Here is a 13,241-nt window from a genome sequence, read left to right as displayed (position 1 = left end):
GAATGGCCCGTTTTGCCGAGAGTCCTGCCCCATGCTGCGTTTTATCCTGGTCGCCGTGCTCATGCTCGGCTCCTCCCTGGCCCATGCCGAACTGGCGGAAACCGACTGGCTGGAGCTGATGCCCGCCGAGGACCAGAAAGCCCTCGAGGCCATGCCGGAAATCAGCCACGACAGCCCTGAGGCCGATGGCAACTTCGGCAACCAGGGCGGCTTGAAGCAGCAAGACAAGGATTTGCCCGCGGTGATGTATTCGGCCAGGACCGTGGCCGCGCTGAACGGCAAGGCGATTCGCCTGGGTGGCTATCCGGTGCCGCTGGAAAGCGACGCCAAGGGCCGCAGCACGCTGTTCTTTCTGGTGCCCTATCCGGGTGCCTGCATCCATGTGCCGCCACCGCCGCCGAACCAGATCGTGCTGGTGCGCTACCCCAAGGGCATCGCCCTCGACGACATCTACGCGCCGCTGTGGGTGGAAGGTCCGTTGAAGATCGAGCCGGTCAGCAATGACCTGGCCGACGCCGCCTATGCCCTGGACGCCAGCCTGGTGCGGGCGGTGGAAGAGGATGATCTGTAAGGGCTAGGGCGTGGTGGTCAGCGCGGGGTCACCCGCCCTACGTCAGGCCAGCCCTACGCCGGCTCGCCCCATAGACTGAGCGTGAGGCTGTGGCTGGCGCCCGGCGCCAGTTCCACGCAGTCGTCCCAGACATTCGCCGTCTCGATACACAGCATGCGCTGCCAGGCGTCGTCGGCGAAGTGCGACAGGCGCTGGGCCTTGTCGATCCACGGATTCCACAGCACCGCCGAGCGCGAATCCTGCGCTTCCAGGTGGATGCGCCGTTGCCAGCCGGTATCGTGCAGGGTCACGCGTGGCGGCACGTCGAGGTAGATTCGGTCGGTCTCGCCGGCGAAGCTCAGGGCGCCCTGTTGCGTGCGCTGCTGCCAGTCTTCCAGGGTTTCTATATAGCGGCAGCCGTCCAGCCCCTCGACGCTGACCTGGCGGATGTCGCTGACCGCGAAATAACTGTGCAGCGCCTGGCTCAGGGCCAGCGGCTGGTCGCCCAGGTTGCGGCTGGTCAGTTGCAGCTGCAGGCGCTGGTCAAGGCGAATGCGCAATTGCAGTTCGGCGGCATGCGGCCAGTCGGGCAGGGCATGCTGGCGGCTGTCGAAGCTGAACAGCAGTTCCACTGCGTCGCCGAGGTTGTCGATGCCCTGCAGCTGCCAGTCGAGGCCGCGCACGCCGCCGTGGGCCGGTGCAGTGGCCGGGTTGCCGTGCTGCGCCTGCAGCGCCGCCGGGTTGCGTTGCAGATCCCCAAACCACGGCCAGCACACCGGCACGCCACCGCGTACCGACTGGCCGTGCTGGTAGCCGGCCTGCTCGCTGAGCCAGATCAGCGGTGGCTGGCCGGCGCGCTGGTAATGCAGCACTTGCGCGCCCTGTTGCGCGATCAAGAGCTCGGCGTCACCCAGGTGCACGCGCCAGCAGGTCAGCTGGTCCAGTTCGACTCGTTCGATTTGCGCTTGGCTCATGGCCGGACTCTCCAAAGGCTTTGCCTTATTTGACGCCAGACGCCGGCAAAGGCCAAGCACCAAGAAAAACCCCGACTCGCGGTCGGGGCTCTCTAGAACGGCTATTCAGCGGCGCGGCGGAACAGGGCGGGTGCGCCCGCTGCCGTCGATGGCGACGAACACGAACACCGCTTCGGTGACCTTGCGCCACTCGCTGGACAGCGGGTCGTCGCTCCACACCTCGACCAGCATCTGGATCGAGCTGCGGCCGATTTCCAGGGCCTGGGTATAGAAGGACAGCTGCGCGCCCACGGCCACCGGCACCAGGAAGGCCATGCGGTCGATGGCCACGGTGGCGACGCGGCCGCCAGCGACCTTGCTGGCCATGGCGGTGCCGGCCAGATCCATCTGCGATACCAGCCAGCCGCCATAAATGTCGCCGAAACCATTGGTTTCGCGCGGCAATGCGGTGATCTGCAAGGCGAGGTCGCCTTGCGGTATCGGGTCTTCCTGTTCGAGTTCGATCATGTGGACGGGCCCCGCTCCCAGTTTCTTATGATTAGCCGTGGTCGGTGGGAAACTCTGCAAAAATCTCGCCGCTTAGCCGAGGTTTTTGCACAGTTTCCGCCAGCCCGTTGCCGGGCCGAGCGCAGTATATCGGGCCGAGCGTCATACGACGACCGCCCAGTATCGTAAATCCCTACAACCTAAAAACCGCCTCGAATCTCTTGATCGTCGGCCATGCTGCGTTGAAATAGGACTCGGACTGCTCATTTACACTTCGTAAACTCCGCGTCCTCGTCCTATTTACTCGCTGGCGCTCACCCTTCGGGCCAGCCTACGGCTGTTACTCACGCTGGTCGTTGCGCCTTGCCTGGCTCTAGCTCAAAAGATTCCCGGCAGGTTTTTGGGGAGGCTGCGCGCCAGTCGTGCAATTTGCTATGGTTCCGCGGCTGCCTGCAGCCTCCCGCCAAACTCCCGAATGAAGCCAGACCCGATGCCCGCCGAGCTTTCCAGCAGTGCGCCCGTGGCGCGCCCATTGACCCGCAACGACTTCAAGACCCTCTCGCTGTCCGCCCTGGGCGGTGCGCTGGAGTTTTACGACTTCGTCATCTTCGTGTTCTTCGCCACGGTGGTCGGCAAGCTGTTCTTCCCGGCGGAGATGCCCGAATGGCTGCGCCTGATGCAGACCTTCGGGATTTTCGCCGCCGGCTACCTGGCGCGGCCGCTGGGCGGGGTGATCATGGCGCACTTCGGCGACCTGCTCGGGCGCAAGAAGATGTTCACCCTGAGCATCTTCATGATGGCGGTGCCGACGCTGTTGATGGGCCTGCTGCCGACCTATGCGCAGATCGGCATGGCCGCGCCGATGCTGCTGTTGCTGCTGCGGGTGATCCAGGGCGCGGCGATCGGCGGTGAAGTGCCGGGCGCCTGGGTCTTCGTCGCCGAACACGTACCGGCCCGGCACGTCGGCTTTGCCTGCGGCACGCTGACCTCGGGGCTGACCTTCGGCATCCTGCTCGGCTCGATGATGGCGACCCTGATCAACAGCTTCTACACCCCGGCCGAAGTGCTGGACTGGGCCTGGCGCGTGCCGTTCCTGATTGGCGGGGTGTTCGGCCTGTTTTCCGTGTACCTGCGCCAGTGGCTGCACGAGACACCGATCTTCGCCGAGCTGCAGGAGCGCAAGGCACTGGCCGCCGAGCTGCCGCTGAAGACCGTGCTGCGCGAACACCGCGCGGCGGTGGTGCTGTCGATGCTGCTGACCTGGATGCTTACCGCCGGCATCGTCGTGGTGATCCTGATGACCCCGACCCTGCTGCAAACCCAGTACGGCTTCGCCGCCGCCACGGCGCTGAAGGCCAACAGCCTGGCCATCGTCTGCCTGACTTTCGGCTGCATCGCCTCCGGCTTGCTGGCCGATCGCTTTGGCGCCGGGCGCACCTTTATCGTCGGCAGCCTGGTGCTGGCGGCGCTGTCGTGGAGCTTCTACAGCAACCTCAAGGCACACCCGGACTGGCTGTTCCCGCTGTACGCGCTGACCGGCCTAGCGGTTGGGGTGATCGGCGCGGTGCCCTATGTGATGGTCAAGGCCTTCCCGCCGGTGGTGCGCTTCTCCGGCCTGTCGTTCTCCTACAACCTGGCCTACGCCATCTTCGGCGGCCTGACCCCGATGCTGGTGACCCTGCTGCTCAAGGCCAACCCGCTGGGCCCGGCCTATTACGTCATGGCCCTGTGCGGCCTGGGCCTGGCTGTGGGCCTCTACCTGTTCAGCCAGCGCCGCTGAGCGCACAAGTCGTAGGGTGGATCACGCTTCACCGATCCACCGAGCGGGTCCAGTGGTGGATGAGCAGAGCGTCATCCACCCTACATGAAGCGCTTTACCGCTTTGGCGTGACCCGCCAGACGATGTTGCCGACATCGTCGGTCACCAGCAGGGCGCCCTGGCTGTCCTCGATCACATCCACCGGGCGGCCCAGCGCTTCGCCGTCCGCGCTGAGGAAGCCGGTCAGCACGTCCACCGGCATGCCATCCGGCGTGCCTTCCTTGAACGGCACGAAGATTACCTTGTAGCCACTGTGCGGCTTGCGGTTCCACGAGCCATGCTGGCCGACGAACAGGCCTTCTTGCATGCCCGGCAACGCGCTGTTGCGCACGAAGCGGATACCCAGCGAAGCGGTGTGCGGGCCGAGGGCGTAGTCGGGGACGATGGCCTTGGCCACCAGGTCGGGATTCTGCGGCTGCACGCGCTCGTCCACGTGCTGGCCGTAATAGCTGTAGGGCCAGCCATAGAAGCCGCCGTCCTTGACCGAGGTGATGTAGTCCGGCACCAGGTCGCTGCCGATCTCGTCGCGTTCGTTGACCGCCGTCCACAGCGCGCCGCTGCGTGGCTCCCAATCCAGGCCGTTGGGGTTGCGCAGGCCGCTGGCGAAGATGCGCTTGCTGCCGCTGGCCGGGTCGACTTCCCAGATCGCCGCGCGACCTTCCTCGATGTCCATGCCGTTCTCGCCGACGTTGCTGTTGGAGCCGACGGTGACGTAGAGCTTGTTACCGTCGGGGCTGGCGATGACGTTCTTGGTCCAGTGATGGTTGATCCCGGCGGGCAGCTCGGTGACCAGCGTCGGTGTGCCGCTGATCTGCGTTTGCCCGGCGCTGTAGGGGAAGCGCACCAGCGAATCGGCGTTGGCTATATAGAGGTCATTGCCGACCAGGGCCATGCCGAACGGCGAGTGGAGGTTTTCCACGAAGGTGGTGCGTAGGTCGACCACGCCATCGTGGTTGCTGTCGCGCAGCAGGGTGATGCGGTCGGCGCTGGCCACGCCGGCACCGGCGCGCTCCATGATCTTGCCGGCGATCCAGCCTTTCACGCTGAAACCATCGCCACGCGCCGGCGCGTTGCTTTCGGCCACCAGCACGTCGCCATTGGGCAGCACGTACAGCCAGCGCGGATGGTCGAGGCCCTCGGCGAACACGCTGACCTGGGTGCCGGCTGCGGCCGTGGGTTTGCCGCCGGCGGGCCAGCCCACGGCGCGGGCGATGTTCACCGTCGGCAGCAGGGTCTGGTTTGGCGCCGGCAGTTGCGGGTTGGGCCCGGTGCCGGCCTCCACGCTCAGTGTGGCTTCTTCGGCGGTGGCGGCGCAGGCCAGGGCGAGCAGGGCGAGTGGCAGAAAACGAAGGCGTGTCATCAACAATCTCCCGGTGGGTTTTGCCACAGCATACAAAACTGCAGGCCATGCTGGCCTTTCATCCAATTGTCACAATCCAGTCATAGAGTGGTCATGCGGCCTGCAGATACTTGGGCCCGTTCCATCACAACCCCTTCCTGCTAGGAGCAAGGCATGAAACTCAAGCGTTTGATGGCGGCCCTGACCTTTGTCGCCGCTGGCGTAAGCGCCGCATCTGCGGTGGCTGCTATCGACCCGGCTCTGCCGACGTACCAAAAGACTTCCGGTGTATCGGGTAACCTGTCCAGCGTCGGTTCCGACACCCTGGCCAACCTGATGACCCTGTGGGCAGAGGATTACAAGAAGCTCTACCCGAACGTGAACATCCAGATTCAGGCTGCCGGTTCTTCCACCGCGCCGCCCGCGCTGACCGAAGGCACCGCCAACCTCGGCCCGATGAGCCGTCAGATGAAGGACAACGAGCTGCAGGCCTTCGAGCAGAAGCACGGCTACAAGCCGACTGCCATCCCGGTCGCGATCGACGCCCTGGCCGTGTTCGTGCACAAGGATAACCCGATCAAGCAGCTGACCATGCAGCAGGTCGACGGCATCTTCTCCGCCACCAACCTGTGCGGCGGTAGCAGCATCAAGAGCTGGGGCGACGCCGGTCTGACTGGCGAGTGGGCTGGCAAGCCGATCCAGCTGTTCGGTCGTAACTCGGTATCCGGCACCTACGGCTACTTCAAAGAAGAAGGCCTGTGCAAAGGTGACTTCAAGGCCAACGTCAACGAGCAGCCGGGTTCGGCTTCCGTGGTCCAGTCGATCAGCTCCTCGCTGAACGGCATCGGCTACTCCGGTATCGGCTACAAGACTGCCAGCGTTCGCGCTGTGCCGCTGGTCAACAAGAAAGGCGAAGTCGAAGAAGCCAACGAGAACAACGCCCTGTCCGGCAAGTACCCGCTGGCGCGCTTCCTCTACGTCTACGTGAACAAGGCGCCGAACAAGCCGCTGTCGCCGCTGGAAGCCGAGTTCATCAAGCTGGTCCTGTCCAAGCAAGGCCAGGAAGTGGTGGTCAAGGATGGTTACATCCCGCTGCCGTCCAAGGTTGTCGAGAAAGTGCTGAAAGAAGCCGGCCTGTAACCCCAGGTCTGCCTCGGCGCCGCGGCTACCCGCTGCGGCTGCCGGCCGACACGCCCGCCCTCTTCTGGAGTGGTGGGCGTTGTCATGTCACCCGCCTGTAATCTTTCTGTCACACAAGACGGATAGATTGAAGATCCTGCATATCGAGCGGCCTGTGTCCGCCTGAGATCCCCTCATGAACGATTTGGCCAACAACAGCATGAGCGCTCCTTCGACCAGTAACCGCCTGGACTTCAACACCCCGGCAATGCAACGCAAACGCCGCACTCGTGCCCTCAAGGACCGTCTGGCGCGTTGGTACGTATCGATCGGTGGCCTGGCCGTGCTGGCCGCCATCACCCTGATTTTCTTCTACCTGGTCTACGTCGTGCTGCCGCTGTTCTCCGGCGCCGAACTGGAGGCCCGCGAGGCGCAACAGCCGAGCTGGCTGACCGGGCAGAACGAAGCCTTGCTGCTGGCCGTGGAAGAGCAGAACAAGGTCGCCATGCGCCTGGATCGCAGCGGCCTGGTGCAGTTCTTCAGCCTCAAGGACAGCGCCCCGCTGAACAGCCTCCAGCTGGCGCTGCCGGCCGGTGCCAGCATCGCCTCGGTCAGCCAGGACCAGCCCGGCAGCCGTCGCGTCGCCCTGGGCCTGTCGAACGGCCAGGTGCTGGTGTTCCAGCATGACTACACCGTGAGCTATCCGGACAACGTCAAGACCATCACCCCTTCGCTGAGCTACCCCTTCGGCGCCACGCCGCTGGTGCTCGATGCCCACGGGCATGCGATCGAACACGTGGCGGTCAGCGAGAACGACGACACCCTGCTGATCAGCGCCTCCAGCGGAGCCGAGCTGCAGCTGCTGTCGATCACCCGCGAAGAAAACCTGATGACTGGCGAAACCAGCCTGGACGAGCAACGCATCGTCCTGCCGCAGATCGCCGAACCGATCAAGGCGATGGTCATCGACCCGCGCCAGCAGTGGCTGTTCGTGATCAACGGCAAGGCCACCGCGGATGTCTTCGACCTGCGTGAGAACAGCCTCAACGGCCGCTACAAACTGGCCCACGGCGATGCCGAAGTCAGCACGGTCAGCGCGTTGCTGGGCGGTATTTCGCTGATGGTCGGCGACAGCCAGGGCGGTATCGGCCAGTGGTTCATGGTCCGTGATGCCGACGGCAAGGCGGCCCTGACCCATATTCGCGGCTTCAAGCTGGGTAGCGCGCCGATCACCCAGATCCTTTCCGAAGAGCGCCGCAAGGGCTTCATGGCGCTGGACGCCGACGGTCGCCTGGGCATCTTCCACAGCACTGCGCACCGCACCCTGCTCACTGAAAAGGTCGCCGATGGCGCCGCTGTTGCGGCCCTGTCGCCGCGTGCCAACCGCCTGCTGGTGGAGTCGTCCGGCCAGCTGCAACGCTTCGCCGTGCATAACCCGCACCCGGAAATATCCTGGAGCGCGCTGTGGGGCAAGGTCTGGTACGAGAGCTACGACGAGCCCAAGTACATCTGGCAGTCGACGTCGGCCAACGGCGACTTCGAACCCAAGATGAGCCTGGCGCCGCTGACCTTCGGCACCCTCAAGGCGGCTTTCTACGCCATGCTGCTGGCCGCGCCGCTGGCCATCTGCGCGGCGATCTACACCGCCTACTTCATGGCCCCGAGCATGCGCCGCAAGGTCAAGCCGGTGATCGAGCTGATGGAAGCGCTGCCGACGGTGATCCTCGGCTTCTTCGCCGGCCTGTTCCTCGCACCGTATGTGGAAGGGCATCTACCGGGCATCTTCAGCCTGCTGCTGCTCACGCCGGTCGGCATCCTGCTCGCCGCCTATGGCTGGAGCCGCCTGCCGGAGCGCATCCGCCTGCTGGTACCGGATGGCTGGGAAGCGGCGCTGCTGGTGCCGGTGATCCTGCTGGTCGGTGCCGGTTCGCTGGGCATGAGCGGTTACCTGGAAAACTGGTTCTTCGGTGGCGACATGCGCCTGTGGATCAGCAATGACCTGGGCATCGCCTTCGACCAGCGCAACGCCCTGGTGGTCGGCCTGGCCATGGGTTTCGCGGTGATCCCGAACATCTTCTCGATTGCCGAAGACGCCGTGTTCAGCGTGCCGAAAAGCCTCACCTTCGGCTCCCTGGCCCTCGGTGCCACGCCCTGGCAGACCATGACCCGCGTGGTGCTCCTCACCGCCAGCCCGGGCATCTTCTCGGCGCTGATGATCGGCCTCGGCCGTGCGGTCGGCGAAACCATGATCGTGCTGATGGCCACCGGCAACACGCCGATCATGGACATGAACATCTTCGAAGGCCTGCGCACCCTGGCGGCCAACGTGGCGGTGGAAATGCCCGAGTCGGAAGTCGGCAGCAGCCATTACCGCGTGCTGTTCCTCTCCGCGCTGGTGCTGCTGAGCTTCACCTTCGTCATGAACACGCTGGCGGAAGTGATCCGTACTCGCCTGCGCAAGAAATACGCCTCGCTCTAAGGTAGCTATCCGTGAAACAGCAGAATCTGAAATCCTGGTTCAAGAGCGGCGCCCCCTGGGTGTGGATGACTGCCGGTGGCGTGTCCATCGCAGTGATCATGACCGTTGGCCTGCTGGCCGTGATCGCCACCCGTGGCCTCGGCCACTTCTGGCCGGCCGATGTCATCGAAGCCGACTTCCGCGTACCCGGCGAAGCGCCGCGCGTGGTCGCCGGTGAGCTGGTGCAGAAGGAAGAAGTGCCGCGCGCCCGCTTGGCCGCCGCCGGTTTGCCGGTGGATGTGCAGGGCGGCGAGTTCATGACCCGCGAACTGTTCAAGGTCGGCAACCGCGAGATCTTCGGCGCCGACTTCAACTGGGTGGTCGCCGAGTGGCTGAGCAACCCGCGCCAGCCGGCCAACCTGATGACCATGGAACGCCGCGAGTGGGGCAACTTCTACGGCTACCTGGTCAACGTCAAGGAAGACGGCAAGGTGGTCGCCGAGGGCGATGCCGCCTGGACCGAGCTGCAGCAGCGCACCGCGCGCAACAGCGAGCTGTACGAGGAAATCGAGAGCCTGCAGAAGCGCGACATCGGCCATATCAACCACGGCCTCGAACAGCTGCGCCTGACCAGCCGCAAGCTGGAGCTGGAGAACCGCCTGGACGCTACCGCGCAGGCCGATCTGGCCGCCCAGCGCGCCCAGCTCGATGCCGAGTACCAGGTGCTGGAAGCCAAGCTGACGGCGATCAGCCAGCAGTTCAACCGCGACAGCGTGACCGTGCGTACGGTCGACGGCCGCGAAACCGAAGTCAGCCTGGGCAAGGTGGTCCGCAGCTACCAGCCGAACGCCATGGGCGTGACCGAGAAGCTGGGCTTCTACTTCGCCAAGCTGTGGGAGTTCCTCGCCGACGACCCGCGTGAAGCCAACACCGAGGGCGGCGTATTCCCGGCCATCTTCGGCACCGTGATGATGACCCTGATCATGGCCGTGATCGTCACCCCGTTCGGCGTGCTGGCGGCCATCTACTTGCGCGAATACGCCAAGCAGGGCCCGCTGACCCGGGTCATCCGCATCGCGGTGAACAACCTGGCTGGCGTACCGGCGATCGTCTACGGCGTGTTCGGCCTGGGCTTCTTCGTCTACGTGCTGGGTGGCTCGATCGACCGCCTGTTCTTCGCCGAAGCGGCGCCGGCACCGACCTTCGGCACGCCGGGCCTGCTGTGGGCCTCGCTGACCCTGGCGATTCTCGCCGTGCCGGTGGTGATCGTCGCCACCGAGGAAGGCCTGGCACGTATCCCGCGGGCCCTGCGCGAAGGCTCCCTGGCTCTCGGTGCGACCAAGGCCGAGACCCTGTGGAAGGTGGTGCTGCCAATGGCCAGCCCGGCGATGATGACCGGCATGATCCTCGCCGTGGCACGCGCCGCCGGTGAAGTGGCGCCGCTGATGCTGGTAGGTGTGGTCAAGCTGGCGCCGGCGCTGCCGCTGGACGGCAACTACCCGTACCTGCACCTGGACCAGAAGATCATGCACCTGGGCTTCCATATCTATGACGTCGGCTTCCAGAGCCCCAACGTCGAGGCGGCCCGTCCGCTGGTGTATGCCACCGCGTTCTTGCTGGTGCTGGTGATCGCGCTGCTCAACCTGAGCGCGGTGTTCCTGCGTAACCACCTGCGCGAGAAGTACAAGGCACTGGATCACTAATCAATTACGCCGCTGCGGCACCGGTCGCGGCGGCTTGAACGAATTGTCAGCGTAGGGAGCATCCCATGCAGCACGAAGTACACACCCACGGCATCGACCTGGCCGCGCTCGGTCGGCAGAAACAGGGCCTCAATCTGGCCGAGGAAAGCGTGGCGCTGGAAGTGCCCGGCCTCAACCTGTTCTACGGCGACAAGCAGGCGCTGTTCGACGTCAGCATGAACATCCCCAAGCAGCGCGTGACGGCCTTCATCGGCCCGTCCGGTTGCGGCAAGTCGACCCTGCTGCGCACCTTCAACCGGATGAACGATCTGGTCGACGGCTGCCGCGTGCAGGGTGAAATCCGCCTCGACGGCGAGGACATCTACAAGAAGGGCGTGGAAGTCGCCGAGCTGCGTCGCCGCGTCGGCATGGTGTTCCAGAAGCCCAACCCGTTCCCCAAGAGCATCTACGAGAACGTGGTCTACGGCTTGCGTATCCAGGGCATCAACCAGAAGCGCGTGCTCGACGAAACCGTCGAGTGGGCACTGAAAAGTGCAGCGCTGTGGGATGAGGTCAAGGACCGCCTGCACGACTCCGCCCTCGGCCTCTCCGGTGGCCAGCAACAGCGTCTGGTGATCGCCCGCACCGTGGCGGTACAGCCCGAAGTGCTGCTGCTCGACGAACCCTGCTCGGCCCTCGACCCGATCTCCACGCTCAAGGTTGAAGAGCTGATCTACGAGCTGAAGAGCAAGTACACCATCGTCATCGTTACCCACAACATGCAGCAGGCCGCGCGGGTTTCCGACTACACGGCGTTCATGTACATGGGCAAGCTGATCGAGTACGGCGACACCGACACCCTGTTCACCAACCCGGCCAAGAAGCAGACCGAGGACTACATCACCGGCCGTTACGGCTAGTGCGAACAGTCCCCTCTCCCCCTGGGAGAGGGTTAGGGTGAAGGGGATCCGGACCGCTCCGGGTCTCCCTCACCCCCGGCCCCTCTCCCGGCGGGAGAGGGGGGCGTAAATCTCGGCTCAGGACTCTCACATGATCAACAAAGACAGCCTCACCCATCACATCTCCGCCCAGTTCAACGCCGAACTGGAGGAAGTCCGCAGCCACCTCCTGGCGATGGGCGGCCTGGTCGAGAAACAGGTCAATGACGCGGTCACCGCGCTGATCGACGCCGACTCGGGCCTGGCCCAGCAGGTGCGCGAGATCGACGACCAGATCAACCAGATGGAGCGCAACATCGACGAGGAGTGCGTGCGCATTCTCGCCCGCCGCCAGCCGGCTGCCTCCGACCTGCGCCTGATCATCAGCATCTCCAAGTCGGTGATCGACCTCGAGCGCATCGGCGACGAGTCGGCGAAGATCGCCAAACGCGCCATCCAGCTGTGCGAGGAGGGCGAGGCGCCGCGTGGTTACGTCGAGGTGCGCCACATCGGCGACCAGGTGCGCAAGATGGTTCAGGAGGCGCTGGACGCCTTCGCCCGTTTCGACGCCGACCTGGCGCTGTCCGTGGCGCAATACGACAAGACCATCGACCGCGAGTACAAGACCGCCCTGCGCGAACTGGTCACCTACATGATGGAAGACCCGCGCTCGATCACCCGCGTGCTGAGCATCATCTGGGTGCTGCGTTCGCTGGAGCGCATCGGCGACCACGCGCGCAACATCGCCGAGCTGGTGATCTACCTGGTGCGCGGCACCGATGTGCGCCACCTCGGCCTGGCGCGCATGCAGGAAGAAGTGCAGGGCACTCGCAGCGAATAAACCCCGCGCCAAGGCGGCTGGCAACGGGCCGGCCGTCTGCTCGGGAATCGCCGGAGTCGAGCGGGTTGGCTATGGGCCAGTATCCGCAGCTATGCTTGTCAGCATTCTGTCGGGAGTGGTCGATGAGCAAAGTCAGTGTACTGGTAGTGGACGACGCTACCTTTATCCGCGATCTGGTGAAGAAGGGGCTGCGCGACAACTTCCCCGGCGTGCAGATCGAGGAAGCCGTCAACGGGCGCAAAGCCCAGCAGCTCCTCGGTCGCACCGCCGTCGACCTGATCCTGTGTGACTGGGAGATGCCGGAAATGTCCGGCCTCGAACTGCTCACCTGGTGCCGCGAGCAAGACGCGCACAAGACCACCCCGTTCATCATGGTCACCAGCCGTGGCGACAAGGAAAACGTCGTGCAGGCGATCCAGGCCGGTGTTTCCGACTACATCGGCAAGCCGTTCTCCAACGAGCAACTGGTCACCAAGGTGAAGAAGGCCCTGCACCGTGCCGGCAAGCTGCAGGCCCTGGCCGCCAGTGCGCCGCCGAAGATGCTCAGCTCCGGCGCTTTCGCCAACGATTCCCTGGCTGCCCTCACCGGCGGCAAGGCCGAAGTGGTCAAGCCGGCGGCCAAGGCGGCCGCACCGGCGCCTGCTCCAGGCTTCGCCAAACCCGCAGCAGCGGCTGCCAGTGCCGCGCCCACCGGCCGTGGCCAGGGCCAGCTGCGCCTGCCCGGCGGCACCATGTCCTGCGTGATCAAGGCGTTGAGCCTCAAGGAAGCGCTGCTGGTGGTGAAGCGTGCCGAGCTGCTGCCGCAGGTGCTGGAAAGCGCTGTGCTCGACCTGGAACAGGGCGAGGCCGCCGAAACCGCGCGCCTCAACGGCTACCTGCACGCCGTGGCCGCGCTGGAGCCGAAGCCGGACAGCGAGTGGCTGCAACTGACCTTCAAGTTCGTCGACCGCGACCCGCAGAAGCTCGACTACCTGTCGCGCCTGATCGCCCGCGGCACCACGCAGAAGCACTTCAGCCCCGGCGCCTAGGTCGGAC

General features: G+C 64.9%; 11 protein-coding genes. 8 read left to right on the top strand and 3 right to left on the bottom strand.

Going from position 1 to position 13,241, the window contains the following annotated elements:
• The first annotated feature begins 31 nt into the window (after positions 1–31).
• Complete coding sequence (locus H3H51_RS03985) at positions 32–571, top strand: DUF3299 domain-containing protein (RefSeq protein WP_183087710.1); 540 nt, start codon at positions 32–34, stop codon at positions 569–571.
• A 53-nt stretch (positions 572–624) separates the two neighbouring features.
• Here the strand turns inward: H3H51_RS03985 and H3H51_RS03980 are convergent, their stop codons facing one another.
• A complete protein-coding gene (locus tag H3H51_RS03980; RefSeq protein WP_183087709.1) occupies positions 625–1,524 on the bottom strand; it encodes a D-hexose-6-phosphate mutarotase in 900 nt (299 codons plus the stop codon).
• Positions 1,525–1,629: 105 nt separating this feature from the next.
• The gene (locus H3H51_RS03975) at positions 1,630–2,031 is read right to left on the bottom strand and encodes an acyl-CoA thioesterase (RefSeq protein ID WP_183087708.1); all 402 of its coding nucleotides are present in this window, start codon (positions 2,029–2,031) and stop codon (positions 1,630–1,632) included.
• Positions 2,032–2,500: 469 nt separating this feature from the next.
• Here H3H51_RS03975 and H3H51_RS03970 point away from each other — a divergent pair, with 469 nt between their 5' ends.
• Positions 2,501–3,790: an MFS transporter gene (locus H3H51_RS03970; RefSeq protein WP_183087707.1), complete on the top strand. Its 1,290-nt coding sequence runs from the start codon at positions 2,501–2,503 to the stop codon at positions 3,788–3,790.
• Positions 3,791–3,884: 94 nt separating this feature from the next.
• Here the strand turns inward: H3H51_RS03970 and H3H51_RS03965 are convergent, their stop codons facing one another.
• Positions 3,885–5,189 carry a PQQ-dependent sugar dehydrogenase gene (locus H3H51_RS03965; protein ID WP_183087706.1) on the bottom strand — a complete coding sequence of 435 codons (1,305 nt, stop codon included), beginning with the start codon at positions 5,187–5,189 and terminating at the stop codon, positions 3,885–3,887.
• Between the two features lie 153 nt (positions 5,190–5,342).
• Between H3H51_RS03965 and H3H51_RS03960 the strand changes: the two genes are divergently transcribed.
• The 6 genes from H3H51_RS03960 (at position 5,343) to H3H51_RS03935 (ending at position 13,234) form a co-directional block, all read left to right on the top strand.
• On the top strand, positions 5,343–6,308 hold the full coding sequence (locus H3H51_RS03960; protein WP_183087705.1) for a PstS family phosphate ABC transporter substrate-binding protein: 966 nt from the start codon (positions 5,343–5,345) through the stop codon (positions 6,306–6,308).
• 175 nt (positions 6,309–6,483) lie between these two features.
• Positions 6,484–8,766, top strand: a complete 2,283-nt coding sequence (locus tag H3H51_RS03955; RefSeq protein WP_183087704.1) for an ABC transporter permease subunit — start codon at positions 6,484–6,486, stop codon at positions 8,764–8,766.
• Positions 8,767–8,777: 11 nt separating this feature from the next.
• Positions 8,778–10,448, top strand: a complete 1,671-nt coding sequence (gene pstA, locus H3H51_RS03950) for a phosphate ABC transporter permease PstA (protein ID WP_407926458.1) — start codon at positions 8,778–8,780, stop codon at positions 10,446–10,448.
• A gap of 65 nt (positions 10,449–10,513) precedes the next feature.
• Positions 10,514–11,347, top strand: a complete 834-nt coding sequence (pstB, locus tag H3H51_RS03945) for a phosphate ABC transporter ATP-binding protein PstB (RefSeq protein WP_183087703.1) — start codon at positions 10,514–10,516, stop codon at positions 11,345–11,347.
• Positions 11,348–11,477: 130 nt separating this feature from the next.
• Positions 11,478–12,206: a phosphate signaling complex protein PhoU gene (gene phoU, locus H3H51_RS03940; RefSeq protein ID WP_183087702.1), complete on the top strand. Its 729-nt coding sequence runs from the start codon at positions 11,478–11,480 to the stop codon at positions 12,204–12,206.
• A gap of 122 nt (positions 12,207–12,328) precedes the next feature.
• Complete coding sequence (locus H3H51_RS03935) at positions 12,329–13,234, top strand: response regulator (protein WP_183087701.1); 906 nt, start codon at positions 12,329–12,331, stop codon at positions 13,232–13,234.
• Positions 13,235–13,241 lie beyond the last annotated feature (7 nt).

Origin of the sequence: Aquipseudomonas ullengensis (assembly GCF_014174475.1) — a bacterium.
In the GTDB taxonomy this organism is placed as follows: domain Bacteria; phylum Pseudomonadota; class Gammaproteobacteria; order Pseudomonadales; family Pseudomonadaceae; genus Aquipseudomonas; species Aquipseudomonas ullengensis.
Note: the sequence above shows the minus strand (reverse complement) of the source record. Positions and strands in the feature narration are given on the sequence as shown.